Here is an 18735-nt window from a genome sequence, read left to right as displayed (position 1 = left end):
GCAGAAGAGAAAAGCGTCCCGCGCCATGGACGGCGCGGGCCGAGCTGTCAGGGGTGACGCTTTTGCGTCTTTCCGATCTGACCGTGTTCCCTAAGCTGACTCGATCTCACAGCAAATCAAGCCAGACTTATTCCACCTCAGTTATAACTCAAGCTCAATCTCACCTTTGGCTTTACAGCAGCAGGGCAGGATCTCATCCTGCTGCACAAAGGCCAGCGGCCGCTGTGGGTAATGCACTTCGCCTTTCAGTAGCCGCATCCGGCAGGAGCCGCAGTAACCTTCGCGGCACTGAAACTCCACGCAGAGATTGTTGGCTTCCAGCAGCGTCAGCAGATTGGTATGCTCGTCTGTGCATTCCAGCCGGGTGCCGGAACTGCGCAGAATCACAACGTCGCGGCTCATGATTAGAGCTGGAAATCGTCGAAGTCGTTCTCGCCCACTTCTGAATCGATCTGACCGACCAGATAGGAGCTGACCTCCACTTCCTGCGGCGCAACCTGAACGTTGTCAGAGACCAGCCAGGAGTTAATCCATGGGATTGGGTTTGAGCGCGTCTGGAACGGCAAATCAAGGCCAACAGCCTGCATACGGATATTGGTGATGTACTCAATGTACTGGCAGAGAATATCTTTGTTCAGGCCGATCATCGAACCGCCGCTGAACAGATATTCTGCCCACTCTTTTTCCTGCAGTGCGGCTTTCTTAAACAGCTCGAAGCACTCTTCACGGCACTCTGCCGCAATCTCTTTCATCTCCGGATCGTCTTCACCGCTACGCAGCAGGTTCAGCATGTGCTGGGTGCCGGTCAGGTGCAGCGCTTCATCGCGGGCGATCAGCTTGATGATTTTGGCATTGCCTTCCATCAGCTCACGCTCGGCGAACGCGAATGAACAGGCGAAGCTGACATAGAAACGGATCGCTTCCAGCGCATTGACACTCATCAGGCAGATATAGAGTTGCTTCTTCAGGGCGCGCAGGCTGACCACAACCTGTTTACCGTTGACCTGATGGGTGCCTTCGCCCAGCAGATGCCAGTAGTTGGTCATCTCAATCAGATCATCGTAATAGCGTGAGATATCCTGGGCACGGGCCAGAATCTGCTCATTGGTGACGATATCGTCAAACACCACCGCCGGGTCATTCACGATGTTGCGGATGATGTGGGTATAAGAGCGCGAGTGGATGGTCTCAGAGAACGCCCAGGTTTCGATCCAGGTTTCCAGCTCAGGAATGGAGATCAGCGGCAGCAGCGCCACGTTCGGGCTACGACCCTGAATCGAGTCCAGCAGGGTCTGATACTTCAGGTTGCTGATGAAGATGTGTTTTTCGTGGTCCGGCAGCGCCTGATAGTCGATGCGATCGCGTGACACATCCACCTCTTCCGGACGCCAGAAGAAGGAGAGCTGCTTTTCGATTAGCTTTTCAAAGATGTCATATTTCTGCTGGTCGAAGCGCGCCACGTTTACCGACTGACCGAAAAACATCGGCTCTTTCAGCTGGTCATTTTTGTTCTGTGAGAAAGTGGAGTAAGCCATAAAAAAATGTCCAAAAGTAGACGAAGCGAAGCCGCCCCGTGAAAGGAGTGGGGCGGGAGTCTCTCCCGCCCGCCCGTTAGATCTTACATGCGCCGCTTTCGCAGCCATCATCCTGGATAGAAGGGGCCAGGTCATCCTGTGCATCTTCCGCACCGTCACGGGTGTTCTGGTAGTAGAGCGTTTTCACGCCAAACTTGTACGCCGTTAGCAGATCTTTCAGCAGCTGCTTCATCGGCACTTTGCCGTTGGCGAAGCGCGACGGATCGTAGTTGGTGTTAGAGGAGATCGCCTGGTCGATAAACTTCTGCATCAGACCCACCAGTTGCAGGTAACCGTCATTGTTCGGCATTTCCCACAGCAGTTCGTACTGGTCTTTCAGACGCTCATACTCCGGCACCACCTGACGCAGAATGCCATCTTTCGAGGCTTTAATGCTGATGTGGCCGCGCGGCGGTTCAATGCCGTTAGTGGCATTGGAGATCTGCGATGAGGTCTCAGACGGCATCAGTGCAGAGAGCGTTGAGTTACGCAGGCCGTGCGTTTTAATCTCTTCACGCAGGCTTTCCCAGTCCAGGTGCAGCGGCTCGTTGCTGATGGTATCGAGATCTTTCTTGTAGGTGTCGATCGGCAGAATGCCCTGCGCATAGGTGGTTTCGTTGAACCACGGGCAGGCACCTTGCTCTTTCGCCAGCGCATTGGAGGCTTTCAGCAGGTAATACTGAATGGCTTCAAAGGTTTTATGGGTCAGGCCATTAGCGCTGCCATCGGAGTAACGCACACCATGTTTCGCCAGGTAGTAAGCGTAGTTGATCACGCCGATACCCAGGGTACGACGACCCATTGCACCACGTTTAGCCGCCGGGATCGGGTAGTCCTGATAATCGAGCAGCGCATCGAGCGCACGTACCGCCAGGGTCGCCAGCTCTTCCAGATCGTCCAGGCTTTCAATCGCGCCAAGGTTGAAGGCTGACAGCGTACACAGGGCGATCTCACCGTTTTCGTCGTTCACATCTTCCAGTGGCTTGGTCGGCAGTGCGATCTCAAGGCAGAGGTTAGACTGGCGAACCGGCGCGATGCTGGCGTCAAACGGGCTGTGGGTGTTGCAGTGATCGACGTTCTGAATGTAGATACGGCCGGTAGAAGCACGTTCCTGCATCATCAGTGAGAACAGGTCGACCGCTTTGACCCGCTGCTTACGGATGCTCTGGTCCTGCTCATATTTAGTGTAGAGACGCTCAAACTCATCCTGATCGGCGAAGAACGCATCATACAGGCCTGGCACATCAGACGGGCTGAACAGGGTGATATCTTCCCCTTTCAGCAGGCGCTGATACATCAGCTTGTTGAGCTGCACGCCGTAGTCCATGTGACGCACGCGGTTACCTTCTACGCCACGGTTGTTTTTCAGTACCAGCAGGCTTTCGATTTCCAGATGCCACATCGGGTAGAACAGCGTCGCTGCGCCGCCGCGTACACCGCCCTGAGAACAGGACTTCACCGCTGTCTGGAAGTGCTTATAGAACGGGATACAGCCGGTATGGAACGCTTCACCGCCACGGATTGGACTACCCAGCGCACGGATACGACCGGCGTTGATGCCGATACCGGCGCGCTGAGAAACATATTTCACAATCGCGCTGGAGGTGGCGTTGATCGAGTCCAGGCTGTCGCCGCATTCAATCAGTACGCAGGAGCTGAACTGACGCGTTGGCGTGCGCACGCCGGACATGATCGGCGTCGGCAATGAGATTTTGAAGGTCGAGATCGCATCGTAGAAGCGCTTGATGTAATCCATACGCGTTTCGCGCGGATAGCCAGAGAACAGGCAGGCAGCGACCAGGATATAGAGGAACTGCGCACTCTCGTAGATTTCGCCCGAGACGCGGTTCTGCACCAGGTATTTACCTTCCAGCTGCTTCACGGCGGCGTAGGAGAAGTTCATGTCACGCCAGTGGTCGAGGAACTCGTCCATCTGAGCAAACTCTTCTTCGCTGTAATCTTCCAGCAGGTGACGGTCATATTTGCCCATGCCGACCATTTTAACGACCTGGTCATACAGCTTCGGTGGCTCAAACTGGCCATACGCTTTTTTGCGCAGATGGAAGATCGCCAGGCGTGCGGCGAGGTACTGATAATCCGGGGCATCGCGAGAGATGAGGTCTGCTGCGGCCTTGATGATGGTCTCATGAATGTCAGACGTTCTGATGCCATCATAGAACTGAATGTGGGAGCGCAGCTCCACCTGCGATACTGAGACGTTGTTCAGCCCTTCGGCTGCCCAGTCCAGTACACGGTGAATTTTGTCGAGATCAATGCGCTCCTGGCGGCCATCGCGTTTAGTAACGAGCAGACTTTGGTTCATGTCGCGTTTTTACCTTTGCGTGAGTATCCAAAAATTAAAAGAAATCCCGGTTTATACACAGCATATTCATTGTGAATAATATGTGGATAAACACAACATCTAGGGGGTTTGGGCTAAAGCCATAACTATATGGGGGCATATTTTAGTATTTTACTGCCGCTTAACAAGAGGAAAAAATGATGTCTGGAGGGGTTGTAATTTCTGCGAAATTTCTTAGCCCGCGTCTTATAAGGCTCGCCATCATGTCAACCGGATCCCACTTTTTTTTCTTAATTTGATCGGGCGCGTATTTCTTATTCAATCCGCTCTGCCAGGCCTGAGAAAGGGTGAAAAATCGCCAAAATCCGCTACCCGCGCTTCTGCTGGCAGTCGAACACGCGATGCGCATCTGGGTCAGCCAGTACCGGTTCAGTCTAACCCGTTGGCCGATAACAGAATGGTGCCCCCGGCGGTGGAGCAACCCGCTACGCGGTAGCCGCCTGGCTGCCGATGAACGGATAATAAAGGAGGGCGGGAAGCGGTGACGGCGCCAGCAGATGAAAGCTGCTGACGCTTGATCCTGCGGCGAGGCCCGTGCGCTATCCGCCGGGCCGCGTGACTCAGACCGCGCGGTGGGTATGCACCATATAGTTGACGTCGGTACCCGGTGCCAGCTTAAAGCGGTTGGTGACGGGGTTGTAGTGCAGGCCGATGATGTGGCGTTCACGCAGCGCGGTTTCATCTACCCAGCCCAGCAGCTCGGAGGGACGGATAAACTTCTTCACGTCGTGGGTGCCGCGCGGCACCATGCGCAGCACATATTCAGCGCCAAACACCGCCAGCAGCCAGGCTTTCGGGTTGCGGTTAAGGGTAGAGAAGAAGACTTCGCCACCGGGCTTGACCAGCTGCGCGCAGGCGTGAACCACCGAGCGCGGATCGGGCACATGCTCCAGCATCTCCATGCAGGTCACCACATCATATTTTCCGGCGTGCTGTTCCGCGTGCGCTTCCACCGTCTGCTGGACATAGTCGAGCGTGACGCCGCTCTCCTGGGCATGCAGGCGCGCCACGGCCAGTGGTTCAGCGCCCATATCCAGTCCGGTGACGATAGCACCTTCACGCGCCATGCTTTCCGCTAAGATGCCGCCGCCACAGCCGACGTCGAGCACGGTTTTACCAAACAGACCGTTGCTGTGTTGGGCGATATAGCCCAGCCGCAGCGGGTTGATCCGGTGCAACGGTTTAAATTCACCCTCCAGATCCCACCAGCGCGAGGCCACGGCCTCAAATTTGGCAATTTCCTGCGCATCGACGTTCTGCTGATGATTCTGCGGTTGTGCATTCATTGAATCGTAACTCCTGACAAAATGTGCCATCAGTATAAACGCTTAACCGGTTATGGCACACCTTTCAGGCGCAAGGAAAAGCGGCTGAAATCGGTGGTTAACGTTCACCAGAGCATTGCAGTGTGATATACTTTCGCACCTTTAAAATCCGGGATTAAGTAGAGGGATAGCGGCTCCATGAGCGACCTTGCGAGAGAAATTACACCGGTCAATATCGAAGAAGAGTTAAAGAATTCTTACCTCGATTACGCCATGTCGGTCATCGTTGGCCGAGCTTTACCCGATGTGCGTGACGGCCTGAAGCCGGTGCATCGTCGCGTACTCTTTGCGATGAGCGAACTGGGTAACGACTGGAACAAACCCTATAAAAAATCTGCCCGCGTCGTGGGTGACGTTATCGGTAAATATCACCCGCATGGTGATTCCGCCGTTTACGACACCATTGTACGTATGGCCCAGCCTTTCTCCCTGCGTTACATGCTGGTGGACGGTCAAGGCAACTTCGGCTCCATCGACGGTGACTCCGCTGCGGCGATGCGTTATACCGAAGTCCGCATGTCCAGAATCGCCCACGATCTGTTAGCTGACCTGGAAAAAGAGACCGTCGATTTTGTCCCTAACTACGACGGCACTGAGCAGATCCCTGAAGTTCTGCCGACCAAAATTCCCAACCTGCTGGTTAACGGTTCCTCCGGTATCGCCGTGGGGATGGCAACCAATATTCCGCCGCATAACCTGCGCGAAGTGATCAACGGCTGCCTGGCCTACATTGAAGATGAGAACATCAGCATTGAAGGGCTGATGGAGCACATTCCGGGACCCGATTTCCCGACCGCTGCCATCATCAATGGTCGTCGTGGCATTGAAGAAGCCTACCGTACCGGGCGCGGCAAAATTTATATCCGTGCGCGTGGCGAAGTGGAAGCGGACGCTAAAACCGGCCGTGAGACCATCATCATTCATGAGCTGCCTTACCAGGTTAACAAGGCGCGTCTGATTGAGAAAATCGCCGAGCTGGTGAAAGAGAAGCGCGTCGAAGGCATCAGCGCACTGCGTGATGAGTCTGATAAAGACGGTATGCGCATCGTGATTGAGATTAAGCGTGATGCGGTCGGCGAAGTGGTGCTGAATAATCTCTATTCACTGACTCAGCTGCAGACCTCGTTCGGCATCAACATGGTGGCGCTGCATCAGGGTCAGCCGAAGATTATGGCGCTGAAGGAGATTCTGGAAGCCTTTGTCCGCCATCGTCGTGAAGTGGTGACGCGTCGTACCATCTTTGAACTGCGTAAAGCCCGTGACCGTGCGCATATCCTTGAAGGTCTGGCGATTGCGCTGGCCAACATCGATCCGATTATTGAACTGATTCGTCGTGCGCCAAGCCCGGCGGAAGCCAAAGCGGGTCTGATTGCGCAGGCGTGGGATCTGGGCAACGTTTCCGCGATGCTGGAACGTGCCGGTGATGATGCCGCGCGTCCGGAGTGGCTGGATGCGCAGTTCGGTATCCGTGACGGCCAGTACTATCTGACCGAGCAGCAAGCTCAGGCGATTCTGGATCTGCGTCTGCAGAAACTGACCGGCCTTGAGCATGAAAAACTGCTGGATGAGTATAAAGCACTGCTGGATCAGATCGCTGAACTGCTGCACATCCTGTCCAGCGCCGAGCGTCTGATGGAAGTGATTCGCGAAGAGCTGGAACTGATGCGCGATCAGTTTGGCGATGAGCGTCGTACCGAGATCACCGCCAATACTGCTGACATCAATATCGAAGATCTGATCAATCAGGAAGATGTGGTCGTGACGCTGTCGCATCAGGGCTATGTGAAGTATCAGCCTCTGACCGATTACGAAGCGCAGCGTCGTGGTGGTAAAGGCAAATCGGCCGCGCGTATCAAAGAAGAGGACTTCATTGATCGCCTGCTGGTTGCCAATACCCATGACACTATTCTCTGCTTCTCAAGCCGTGGCCGTCTCTACTGGATGAAGGTTTATCAGCTGCCAGAAGCGAGCCGTGGGGCGCGTGGACGTCCGATCGTTAACCTGCTGCCGCTGGAAGCCAACGAACGTATTACCGCGATTCTGCCGGTACGCGAGTATACCGAAGGCTTTAACATCTTCATGGCGACTGCACTCGGTACCGTGAAGAAGACCGCGCTGAAAGAGTTCAGCCGTCCGCGTAGCGCCGGCATTATTGCCGTGAATCTGCGTGACGACGACGAGCTGATCGGCGTGGCGCTGACCAACGGTAACGATGAAGCGATGCTGTTCTCTGCGGCCGGTAAAGTGGTGCGTTTCGCGGAAACCGCGGTTCGTGCGATGGGCCGTACCGCATCCGGTGTGCGCGGTATCAAGCTGGCCGAAGGCGATCGCGTGGTGTCGTTGATTGTGCCGCGTGAAGAGGGTGCAATCCTGACCGTGACGCAAAATGGCTACGGTAAACGTACCGCCAACAGCGAATACCCGACTAAGTCGCGTGCGACGCAGGGTGTTATCTCGATCAAAGTGACCGATCGTAACGGTCCGGTGATTGGCGCGGTTCAGGTAGTCGATGGCGATCAGATTATGATGATCACCGATGCCGGTACGCTGGTGCGTACTCGCGTCTCTGAAGTCAGCATCGTGGGTCGTAATACCCAGGGTGTGATTCTGATTCGTACGGCAGAAGATGAGAACGTGGTGGGTCTGCAACGCGTTGCTGAACCGGTTGAAGAAGAAGAGCTGGATTCAATCGACGGGAGCGTAGCGGAAGGCGAGGAAGATATCGCGCCGGAAGCGGAGATCGACGATGAAGAGATTGCACCGGAAGCGGATGCGGAAGACGAAGACGACGCGGCTGAAGACGAAGAGTAATTTGTCTGACGTAAGCTGAGATTCGTTGCCGAAACGGCAGGCCAGGGGAAACCCGGCCTGCCGTTTTTTTTGGCGCTGATGGAGGGAGCATTGAGGTGGCGCTGCGGTGAGTGGGGGGCGGTGGTGGAGTGAAGCGGTGGAGGGCGCTGCGGTGAGCTGGGTGCGGACGAAAGACCCGCACTGCCCGATCGCAAAGGAATCCCGCTTCCCGGCGGATCGGCCGCGCCATCCCTGGCGCGGACGCTTTGCTCTTCGGGCAGAGAGGGCCTTTCTTGGTCTGGCTGTGGTGCGCTGGTAGTTGTGGGGTGTGATGGAGTGAAGCGGTGAAGGCGCTGCGGTGAGCTGGGTGCGGCCGAAAGGCCCGCACTGCCCGATCGCAAAGGAATCCCGCTTCCCGGCGGATCGGCCGCGTCCATCCCTGGCGCGGACGCTTTGCTCTTCGGGCAGAGCGGGCCTTTCTGGTCTGGCTGTGGTGCGTTTGTTTCTAAGCGCTGTCGGATGCTTATCCTGCTGTCACCGGCTTCACTTTGTGAAAAAACAGCAGGGGCGTAAGGCAGAGTTAAAAGATTCCCAAACCTGGCGCTAAACCCGCTACCGACTGGCTTTTTTTGCCCGTTAAAGCTAGTGTATGGGCATTAAAAATCGATGATGCGACTAACCTTGCCAACTGCGAGTTCCACTTGAAATATCCTGTCTCTTTCCGCACCACGCTTCGCATCTCGCGCTATCTTTTTCGCGCGCTGGCGCTGCTAATCTGGATGCTGGGCGCCGTACTGACTGCCTTCTATATCATCAGCGTGTTGCATGAAAAAGAGACGCAGGTTCGTCAGGAGTTCGCCAGTAATTACGGATCTATTCAGTGGTATGTCCGGCATTCAGCCGACATGATGCGTGAGCTGAAATATATCACCGAGAACCGCTTAACCAACGCCAGCAGCGGGCTGGATGTACTGACCGGCATGATGCCAGGCAAGGCGGCTCAGCCGCAGTTTACACCGCTGTTTTCCGATGGCGACTGTACCTCAATGAGCAACACCTGGCGTAACTCGCTGGATTCCCTCAGCTACTACATCAACTACTGGAAAAGTAACTTCGCCTCGTCGTATGAGCTGAATCGGGTATTTTTCATTGGTGGCGAAAATCAGTGTCTGGCTGACTTTACCATCGGTAGCAGCAACGCCGATCGCGAACGTAGCCTGAAATCTCTGCGTGAGAACGTGCTGCGCTACCGCAACAGCAATGAAGAAGAGCGCCGCAATCCGATGTACTGGATTAACAGTACTGCCCAGCCGGGTGTCGGGACCTTCTACATGGTGGTGCCGGTCTATGTCGCCAATAAGCTGCAGGCGCTGCTCGGCGTCGAGCAAAATATCCGGCTGGATGAATTTATTCAGCCAGGCAGCCTGCCGGTTATCGCCTCGGTAACCGATGAAAATTATCGTCCGTTACTTAATTCACGCCGTGGCGGTCTCGGCTTTTCGCTGGACGATCTGCCCGACGATAAAACCTGGTTTGGCTATCTCAACGGCTATCGCCAGCTGGTACTGAAGAAACCGCTGCCGCCGTCCGATCTTAGCGTGGTGTGGTCTATTCCGACTCAGGTGATGGTCGATCAGCTGAAGCTGATGATGATCAATGCACTGCTGCTCAATATTTTCAGCGCGATACTGTTGTTTACCCTTGCCTGGCTGTTTGAGCGCCGGATGTTCCTGCCCGCCGAAGAGAATGCGCACCGGCTGGAGGAGCATGAGCAGTTTAACCGTAAAATTGTCGCCTCCGCGCCGGTGGGTATCTGTATCTTGCGTACCAGTGATGGCACCAATATTCTGAGCAATGAACTGGCGCACAACTATCTGACGCTGCTGACCCAGGAAGATCGCCAGCGGCTGAATGAGATCATTGGCGGCCAGCAGGTGAATTTTGTCGATGTGCTGACCGGCAGTAACACCAACCTGCAAATCAGCTTTGTTCACTCGCGCTATCGCAATGAAAACGTAGCGATTTGCGTGCTGGTGGATGTCTCGGCGCGTGTCCGGATGGAGCAGTCGCTGCAGGAGATGGCGCACGCGGCGGAACAGGCCAGTCAGTCGAAATCGATGTTCCTCGCCACCGTCAGTCACGAACTGCGCACGCCGCTTTACGGCATCATCGGCAACCTCGATCTGTTGCAGACCAAGCAGCTGCCCAGCGGCATTGATTCGCTGGTGACCGCGATGAATAACTCCTCCAGCCTGTTGCTGAAAATCATCAGCGACATTCTCGACTTCTCTAAAATTGAGTCGGAACAGCTGAAGATTGAGCCGCGTCCGTTCGCGCCGCGTGAAATCGTTACCCATATCGTGGGCAACTACCTGTCGCTGGTGGTGAAGAAACGGCTGACGCTTTACTGCTTCATAGAGCATGATGTCCCGCAGGTGCTGGATGGCGATCCGCTGCGTCTGCAACAGGTGATCTCAAACCTGCTGAATAACGCGATTAAGTTTACCCACACCGGCTGTATCATCCTGCATGCGTATGTGGCCGAGGGTTATCTGGCGTTCCGCGTGCGCGATACCGGGGTTGGTATTCCGGCCAAAGAGCTGCCGCGGCTGTTTGATCCTTTCTTCCAGGTGGGCAATGGCGTACAGCGTAATTTCCAGGGTACCGGGCTGGGGCTGGCGATTTGTGAAAAACTGATCAACATGATGGACGGCGATATTGAGGTCGACTCAGAGCCGGGCATGGGCAGTCAGTTCATCGTACGCATTCCGATTTATAAAAGGCAACAACCTGCGCTGCCGCTGCTGGAAGGGATGCAGGATAAGAAAATCTGGCTGGCGATGTGCAACGAATACCTGGCGGAATTTATTGCGCGTCAGTTGCGGCGGCAGGGCATTCAGGTTGCTGAATACAACGGCAAGCCCGGCCCGGAGGATGTGGTGATGACCGATCACGAACTGGATATAGATCTACCGCTGCGGGCACTGGTCACCTTTGACGGGGCGCATGTGGATATGCCACGTGAACCTCATCCGGGACGCTGGATTCATTCTACCGCCACGCTGCATGAAGTCCCGACGCTGCTGGCGCGTATCTATCGCATCGTGCTGGACAGTGACGCAGCGGATGCGCTGTTGCTGGCCGGGCCGGTAGAGCAAAAAGTAGATAACGACGACATTATGGTACTGATTGTTGACGATCATCCGATCAACCGTATGCTGCTGTCTGAACAGCTCGGCACCCTGGGCTACCAGGTCAAAACCGCGCAGGACGGGGTAGACGCGCTTAATGTGCTGAGCCGCAATGAGATCGATATTGTGCTGACCGACGTTAACATGCCGAATATGGATGGCTATCGCCTGACGCAGCGGCTCCGTCAGCTGGGACATCTGTTCCCGGTGGTGGGTGTAACGGCCAACGCGCTGGCTGAAGAGAAGCAGCGTTGTATGGATGCGGGTATGGATAACTGTCTGTCGAAACCGGTGACCTTAGATGTGCTGAAGGTGACGCTGGCGATCTATGCAGAGCGGGTACGTAAAACCCGGGCAGGATAGGGCAGGAGTAAAGGCGGTGCCGGTGGCACCGCCTCGTGATACTAGTCTCTTTCGACCTGGGTCTGGCTGACAGACGACAGGTAGTTCAGCAGCGCGATATCATTATCCACGCCCAGTTTCATCATCGCTGATTTCTTCTGGCTACTGATGGTCTTAATACTGCGGTTCAGTTTCTTGGCAATTTCGGTTACCAGGAAACCTTCAGCGAACAGACGCAGCACTTCGCTCTCTTTTGGTGACAGGCGTTTGTCGCCGTAACCGCCAGCGCTGATCTTCTCCAGCAGTTTTGCCACGCTTTCCGGCGTATACTTTTTGCCTTTCTGCAATGCGGCCAGAGCTTTTGGCAGATCGGTTGGCGCGCCTTGCTTCAGAACAATCCCTTCAATATCGAGATCCAGTACGGAGCTCAGAATTGCCGGGTTGTTGTTCATGGTCAGAACGATAATCGACAGATCCGGATAGTGACGTTTAATGTATTTAATCAGCGTGATGCCATCGCCATACTTTTCACCTGGCATAGAGAGGTCGGTGATCAGGACGTTGGCATCGAGCTTAGAGAGATTGTTGATCAGTGCTGTTGAGTCTTCGAACTCACCTACAACGTTAACCCATTCAATTTGTTCCAGAGACTTTCGGATACCGAAAAGAACAATCGGATGGTCATCGGCAATAATTACGTTTAAGTTATTCATCTTATTGGTTACCTTGCTGCAGCAGTTGATTGACGTAAGCGTCAATATCACTGGTGGTATTTTTAATGTTTGAATCGTCACACGCTTTAATGTGGTGTTCTAACTCTTCACAAAGCTGTTTGCCGGGAGTCAGATTGAGCATGGCAAACACGCCTTTAAGGCGATGCGCTGTCTGAGCAAGCGAGGCGTAGTCCTTTTCCGCCGACTCAGTATACAGTCTCTTTACATCAACCGGTACTGTCTCCGTAAACAGCTGGAAATAGCCGCCGCTCATCAATGGCGTGGCCGCTTCTTCTTCAGCATCATCATCCATCACATCGTGTGACAGTTGCTTCTCAATCAGCGCCAGCAATGCATCGAGCAGCGCATTACTGAGATTGAAATTAACCCGATACTGCTGATCATTCAGCGCATGATGACCGGGTTCATCACCGGCCAGCAGCAGTGACCAGCCGCTCAGTTTGGCAGGATCATCAGTGATCAGCACATCATGATCCTGCCCGGAAATACGCTCGTCAGGCGTCAGACAACGCGCACCCCAGTTTTCCAGATGGCGGCAGACGATCTTGTGTACGTCTTCCACGGCGATCTCGACCAGTGCGGTGACGCCATCGAGAATTTTCTCCTCTTCCTCTTCGGTTTTCTGTTCCAGCACCAGCGGCAGCTGCATATTGTAGCGGGTACCGATATCTGCTTTCGCCACGATATCCAGACTGCCGCCCATCTGCTTGCACAGCTGTTTGCACAGGAAGAAGGCCATACCCGACGCCTGGCCATAACGATCCTGGCGGGTATCGCCAAGAAACGGGAAGTCGACATTTGCCAGCTCATCCACCGTCAGGCCGGCACCGGTATCGACCAGTTCAATCATCAACCGGTCGGTCTGGTTATCCGCTGCTTTGACTTCCAGCGTGATTTTGCCCCAGCGCGTGGTGGTCAGCGCGTAGTGCATCAGGGTAATCAGAACTTTACGCAGCGCACGACGATCGCCAAAGCGCATTTCATCATTCGGCAGATGATTGTTCACCACCAGCGCCAGCCCTTTACGACGCATCAGCGGCAGGCTTTCCAGTGCGATCTCATCCAGCAGTTCCTGCAGGCTGAATACCGTTGCGTCCGGTGACCAGTCGTGCGCCTCCAGCCGGTTAAGCAGCACAATATCATCGACCAGTCGCGCCAGACCCTGACTTTCATCCAGCACGTCCAGTACGGTTTCATCGCTGTCACGCTGACTGAGCTGGACCAGCTGCGAGACAATTTTTTCCAGCGGCTGATTCAGGGCATGGCCGAGATTATGCAGCAGCTGCTGTCGCATCTGATGGTTACGATCCAGTACCTGCTGCGCTTTTTGCAGCTTCTTATTCACCAGCAGCTCACGATCCTGGTCACGCATCATAAACAGCTGAGTATGAGGCGACAGCACGCTTCGGGCGTGGCGGATCTCATACACTTCATTATTGATGGTGGCCTGCAAAACGCCCTGATGCTGGTCGGACATATTAATGATCTTCTGCAGATTAAGATGTGGCAGAAGATGTTCCGCAATCTTATTACTCAGCAGGGTGCGGTTACTGGCAAAGTCATACACCAGCAGACCGACCGGCAGGCTGGCAACAATCTCTTCATTTAATACCCGCAGCGAATCCAGTTCAGCGCTCTGGTTCTCGCTGGGCCGCAGTGATTGCTGGCGCAACAGCACCATGCCACCCAATGACAGCAGGAACAGCAGCAGATTGATCAACAATGGCCACAGCAGATTGTGCAGGGTATCGATAATCAACCGGCTAATCGGCACCCGATAGACCAGCTGCAGCGAGGTACTCGGCAGCGTAGCCGCAATTTCGACATTGGGGTTCACCAGCGAAATCCGGGTATTTTCCGCCTCCTGCTGATCGCTGGCGGTGGTAGCAGGCAAGGTCGTGTCCTGGCGCAGCTGGAAGTTCTCCAGCGGCATGTTTTGCGGGATCAGATCGTTGACCGGCAGATCAAAGGCCACTACGGTTGCCAGATGGCCTGGCTGGTTAAAGGTGGTACGCAGGGTAAAGTAGTGATCGTTCTGAAAGGCGAGATGACGCAGCGCCGAGAAACTTTCGCGCTCATCCAGCGCATTGGCCTGCTGCAACATTTCCGCACGGCGGCCATCCACCATCGAGCTGATGGCACTCTCTTTGTAGCGGGTCGCCATATCTTTCAGCGGCAGGGTAGAGATCATAATCAGGCTGTTATCCTGACCGTTGAGAAAGTACATCGACCAGGTCGGATTTTCCGCGCCCCATAGCGTGTCGAGATAATTGGACATCCGCATGGTCATGTCGAGCGTGCTGCTGTCGTGCGAGCCAAAAATCAACGCCTCGGTTTTGCGTCGGGTTTTTTCCAGATAATAGACGTCCGGACGCAGCCGCGTCTCCTGCAGACTGGAGCCGGGCGCGGCACCCGCTGCGCTGGTAGAGAGGTTTTCATAAATCTGCCAGGTGGCAAAACGGTAGGCATCGATGCGTTTCTGCACGTCGCGCGCCAGATCGATCATGGCATAGCGTTTTTCGGTCAGCCAGGCGTTAACCGAGTTATGCACCATAAAGCCCAGCGCCAGCAGCAGCACCAGATTAAAAACCACAAAGAAGCGGGTGACATTGCCGGATGTCAGGGGAAACTTATAAGGCAACATAGCGTGTCTGATACCTGAATTATCGCGCAACTTTTCGCGCACTGGCGGCCACAGCTAACAGCAATAGCGCAATCAATAAAAACGCGCCGCTGAGACTGATCCATTGAGAAATGAATCCGATTAAAGCCGGACCTGAGAGAATACCCGCATATCCCAGCGTTGTCATGGCAGAAATCGCCAGGTTCGCCGGCATATCCCGTTGATTCCCGGCGGCATTGAATAACATCGGCACGGTGTTCGACAAACCGAACCCGACCAGCAGAAAGGCCAGCAGGGCCACTTCCGGCCACGGCAGCCAGACGGCCAGGCTCATGCCGGCAGCAGCCGTCAGCGCGCCGGTCAGCATTACCGGATAGCGGCCAAAACGGTGAATCACCTTATCGCCGCTGAACCGGCCCAGCGTCATTGCCAGCGAAAACAGCGCATAGCCCAGACCGGCATAGGTCGGCGACATGGCTGGATTTTGCAATAACAGCAGCGCGCCCCAGTCCAGAACCGCGCCCTCTGCCAGAAACAGGATAAAGCAGAGCAGGCCCAGAAAGGCGACCCAGCCACGGGGGATCACCAGCCAGGGCTGATCGGGCTGATGTAAGCGCTCATTCAGCAAGCCCGGCAAACGCCACACTAACAGCAGCAGCATCACGGCCATGATCACCAGTATGGCGGTCAGTGGAGTAAAGCTCAGGCTCAACAGCAGGCTGACTGCACCAGCACCCAGAATGCCGCCGAGGCTGAAGAAACCGTGGAAACCAGACATCATCGGTTTGCCCGCGGCTTTCTCAACCTGTACCGCCTGGTAATTCATCGCCACGTCCAGCATCCCCAGACCGGCACCAAAACACATTAATGCTGCTGCCATCACCAGATGGGAATCAGCCGTGGCCAGCAGCGGCATCATCGCCAGCACCAGCAATGCTGAAAAGCCCATTACCCGACGACAGCCAAATCGCGCCACTAAGGTACCGGTTACCGGCATCGCCGCCAGCGAACCCATACCCAGGCAGAGCAGCAGCGCACCAAGAGAGGCACCGCTCAGCTGCAGGCGATCGCGGGCAAAGGGCACCAGCGGTGCCCAGGCCGACATGCCTAATCCATTGATTAAGAAAACAGTTCGGGTGCCCCAGCTCAGGCGGCTGTGCTGTTTATTTTGCGGTGCAGCGTCCAGTGCAGTCATAGCTCAGATTCGTCAGTGGCAAAGCGAAAAAGTGTAGCATCGCGGCCATGAAAACCGGCATCCCCGCACCAATTATTATCGATGGAGTGGACGCAGCAGATGCGTAACAAAACCGCGAGTTTACCGACTTTTAGCCTGGCGCGGATTTTTTCCAGAACTTTCCTGGCTAAATTCGCGGCGTCGGGCGTGACTTAAGCCAAATTTGATCGCTGTTTTTCAACCAGTTGACGTAAAAACCCGCCTTCAGGGCCAGCCATAATTGTTGGCTGAATCGCTTAATTGAGAAATTCTTTTCTGCCGCTCTAAAGCGCTGGCAAAAGTTACTTTTTAACCTTTTAGCATCCTTTTGGGCAACTTCCTGCAACAAATTGACATGTAAAACAACGATAAAACAAATTTTCTGGTTGCTTCACTTCAAATATTTCTTATGAAAATAATGTTAAATCATAACAAAATCTGCACATTGAAATTGATTTATGCCTCAGTTACGTTAAAGATTAAGCAGGCGAGACCGCTACGTTTTGCGTATAACGATGATCAGATAATCCAATAAAATATCGCCCTGTATCGGTTTCATCCCGATTCTCGGCAACATATGGCTTGACTGCCTTTATATACACCGGGCTAAGACGCTTTCTGTCTGACAGAAGGCGAAAGAATGTGTGGAGACTACAAGCATAAAAATATTTTATGTTTTTAGATTCAGTATATTAGCTAATCTGGTGGAGTAGAGGTTACACATGGCAGAACTCACGCAAGGCCGGGTCGATATCATTTCGCGCGAAAACGGCACGCTCATCTCGCAGACAACCGGTGGTTCATCACAAACGATTAACCTCGCCGAACCCAGCGTGGTCCGCATTAGCGGCACGCGTGCAATGGTGACCCAGTACGAACGCCAGGGCGACGATCTGGTTCTGCATATGCGCGACGGCAGCACGGTGCGCTACCAGAAATTTTTCTTAGATGACGCCGAGGGCGAACACAGCGAACTGGTTTTGATGATGGCGTTAACCCGCCGGAGCATGCGCTGTTCCCGCAGACCGCAGAAGGGGCAGACCTGGCTTCCACCTCAGTGACGCCGAGCTATGAATCGCTCGACAGCGTGGAACCGCTGTTGCTGGCCGACAATACCAACTCATCAATGGGTGTGATCACCGCCGGTGGTCTCGGCGTGCTGGGCTTAGCGGGCCTTGCCATCGGTGCCGGCGGCGGCGGCGGCGGTGGTGGCGATAACAACAATGGCACCGATCCTGGCACGCCCGTCGATCCGGGAACGCCCGGTGCGCCCGCCATTACGCTGAATACCTTTGCCGGCGACGACCTGCTGGATAATGCGGAAAAATCGACCGATCAGTTGCTGAGCGGCACCACCAGCAACGTTGAAGCGGGTCAGATTGTGACCATCAGCCTCGGCGGGCAGACCTACAATGCCAGCGTCGCTGCGGATGGCAGCTGGAGCGTCACTATTCCGGCCAGTGCGCTGGCCGCGCTAGCCGCCGGTACTACCACCATTTCCGTCAGTGTCACCAATGCGGCGGGCACCAGCGCCAGCGGTACGTTGCCGATAAACGTTTTCGCGCCGGAAACCGATCCCGGTACGCCTGCCACTCCAGCCATCACTCTTAATCCGTTTGCCAGCGATAACCTGCTGGATAACAGCGAAAAAACCAGCGCGCAAACGCTGTCAGGCAGCACCAGCAACGTCGAAGCGGGTCAGCCGGTCAGCATAACGCTTGGCGGTCAGACCTATAACACCAGCGTCGGCGCTGATGGCAGCTGGAGCGTCACTATTCCGGCCGCGGCACTGGCCGCACTGGCGGCAGGGGCCACTACCATTTCCGTCAGCGTCAGTAATGCCGCCGGGTCCAGCGCTTCCGCCACTCTGGGCATCACCGTTCAGCAAGCTGATAGCACGCCCAATGCGCCCACTCTGACCATCAATCCGTTTGCCGGTGACGACGTTCTGAGCAGCAGTGAAAAAGCCACCGACCAGACGCTGAGCGGCACTACCAGCAACGTGCAGGCCGGCCAGCTCGTTACTATCACGCTGGGCAGCCAGAGTTTTAACGCCACGGTCGGCGAAGATGGCAGCTGGAGCGTCAGCCTCTCTCCTGCTGCCCTTAGCGCGCTGGCGCAGGGCGCGCAGACGATTACCGCCACCGTCAGCAATCAGGCGGGCGTACAGGCCAGCGAAAGCCGTCCGATTCAGGTCCAGGCACCGATTACCGAGCCCGGTGCGCCAGGCGTGGAGATCAATCCGTTTGCCGGTGACAACGTCCTCAGCAACGAAGAGAAAGCGGTCGATCAAATCCTGAGCGGGACCACCACCAATATTGAAGCGGGGCAGGTGGTTACCGTCACGCTGGGCGGCCAGAACTACAGCGGCAGCGTGGCTGCCGACGGTCGCTGGCAGGTTACCGTTCCGGCAGATGCGCTGGCGGCACTGGCAGCGGGCAGCAACACCATCACGGTCAACGTGGCGAATGCGGCAGGCACCGCCGCAACAGGGAGTCTGGCGATCGGCGTTGATGCGCCGGTCACTCAGCCTGGCGTTCCGGTTATCGCCATCAATCCGTTTGCGGGCGACGATATCCTC

The 18735-nt window shown here is 55.2% G+C and carries 9 protein-coding genes and 1 pseudogene; 3 read left to right on the top strand and 7 right to left on the bottom strand.

Annotated features, from left to right (window positions below):
• Positions 1 to 141 precede the first annotated feature (141 nt).
• From yfaE to ubiG, 4 genes are all read right to left on the bottom strand, one after another.
• Entirely contained in the window at positions 142 to 402 is a 261-nt protein-coding gene (gene yfaE / locus HA41_RS04085) for a class I ribonucleotide reductase maintenance protein YfaE (protein ID WP_010258095.1), read from the bottom strand.
• A gap of 2 nt (positions 403 to 404) precedes the next feature.
• Positions 405 to 1535 (bottom strand): class Ia ribonucleoside-diphosphate reductase subunit beta, encoded by a 1131-nt coding sequence (gene nrdB / locus HA41_RS04080; RefSeq protein WP_094119700.1) that lies wholly within the window; start codon positions 1533 to 1535, stop codon positions 405 to 407.
• A gap of 76 nt (positions 1536 to 1611) precedes the next feature.
• Positions 1612 to 3897: a class 1a ribonucleoside-diphosphate reductase subunit alpha gene (nrdA, locus tag HA41_RS04075; protein ID WP_094119699.1), complete on the bottom strand. Its 2286-nt coding sequence runs from the start codon at positions 3895 to 3897 to the stop codon at positions 1612 to 1614.
• Between the two features lie 599 nt (positions 3898 to 4496).
• Positions 4497 to 5222 (bottom strand): bifunctional 2-polyprenyl-6-hydroxyphenol methylase/3-demethylubiquinol 3-O-methyltransferase UbiG, encoded by a 726-nt coding sequence (ubiG, locus tag HA41_RS04070; RefSeq protein WP_094119698.1) that lies wholly within the window; start codon positions 5220 to 5222, stop codon positions 4497 to 4499.
• Positions 5223 to 5399: 177 nt separating this feature from the next.
• On the opposite strand from ubiG, the gene gyrA reads away from it, so the two are divergent.
• Together gyrA and rcsC are read left to right on the top strand one after the other, a co-directional pair.
• Entirely contained in the window at positions 5400 to 8072 is a 2673-nt protein-coding gene (gyrA, locus tag HA41_RS04065) for a DNA topoisomerase (ATP-hydrolyzing) subunit A (protein WP_094119697.1), read from the top strand.
• 680 nt (positions 8073 to 8752) lie between these two features.
• Positions 8753 to 11605 carry a two-component system sensor histidine kinase RcsC gene (gene rcsC / locus HA41_RS04060; protein ID WP_094119696.1) on the top strand — a complete coding sequence of 951 codons (2853 nt, stop codon included), beginning with the start codon at positions 8753 to 8755 and terminating at the stop codon, positions 11603 to 11605.
• 41 nt (positions 11606 to 11646) lie between these two features.
• On the opposite strand, the gene rcsB is transcribed toward rcsC, so the two are convergent.
• Genes rcsB through HA41_RS04045 form a run of 3 tightly spaced genes read right to left on the bottom strand, consistent with a single transcriptional unit; the run spans position 11647 to position 16136 of the window.
• Entirely contained in the window at positions 11647 to 12297 is a 651-nt protein-coding gene (rcsB, locus tag HA41_RS04055; RefSeq protein ID WP_009089068.1) for a response regulator transcription factor RcsB, read from the bottom strand.
• 1 nt (position 12298) lies between these two features.
• Positions 12299 to 14959, bottom strand: coding sequence for a phosphotransferase RcsD (rcsD, locus tag HA41_RS04050; protein ID WP_094119746.1), 2661 nt, complete (start codon positions 14957 to 14959; stop codon positions 12299 to 12301).
• A gap of 22 nt (positions 14960 to 14981) precedes the next feature.
• A complete protein-coding gene (locus tag HA41_RS04045) occupies positions 14982 to 16136 on the bottom strand; it encodes an MFS transporter (protein ID WP_094119695.1) in 1155 nt (384 codons plus the stop codon).
• A gap of 740 nt (positions 16137 to 16876) precedes the next feature.
• Here HA41_RS04045 and HA41_RS21765 point away from each other — a divergent pair.
• Positions 16877 to 18606 (top strand): annotated as a pseudogene (locus HA41_RS21765) (BapA prefix-like domain-containing protein); the annotation flags it as partial.
• Positions 18607 to 18735 lie beyond the last annotated feature (129 nt).

The organism is Pantoea conspicua, assembly GCF_002095315.1.
GTDB classification, from domain to species: domain Bacteria; phylum Pseudomonadota; class Gammaproteobacteria; order Enterobacterales; family Enterobacteriaceae; genus Pantoea; species Pantoea conspicua.
Note: the sequence above shows the minus strand (reverse complement) of the source record. Positions and strands in the feature narration are given on the sequence as shown.

Excerpts from the sequence above, each read along its gene's own strand:
- rcsB (WP_009089068.1), bottom strand. The coding sequence starts at position 12,297 with ATGAATAACTTAAACGTAATTATTGCCGATGACCATCCGATTGTTCTT.
- gyrA (WP_094119697.1), top strand. The coding sequence starts at position 5,400 with ATGAGCGACCTTGCGAGAGAAATTACACCGGTCAATATCGAAGAAGAG.
- yfaE (WP_010258095.1), bottom strand. The coding sequence starts at position 402 with ATGAGCCGCGACGTTGTGATTCTGCGCAGTTCCGGCACCCGGCTGGAA.
- ubiG (WP_094119698.1), bottom strand. The coding sequence starts at position 5,222 with ATGAATGCACAACCGCAGAATCATCAGCAGAACGTCGATGCGCAGGAA.
- HA41_RS04045 (WP_094119695.1), bottom strand. The coding sequence starts at position 16,136 with ATGACTGCACTGGACGCTGCACCGCAAAATAAACAGCACAGCCGCCTG.
- nrdA (WP_094119699.1), bottom strand. The coding sequence starts at position 3,897 with ATGAACCAAAGTCTGCTCGTTACTAAACGCGATGGCCGCCAGGAGCGC.
- nrdB (WP_094119700.1), bottom strand. The coding sequence starts at position 1,535 with ATGGCTTACTCCACTTTCTCACAGAACAAAAATGACCAGCTGAAAGAG.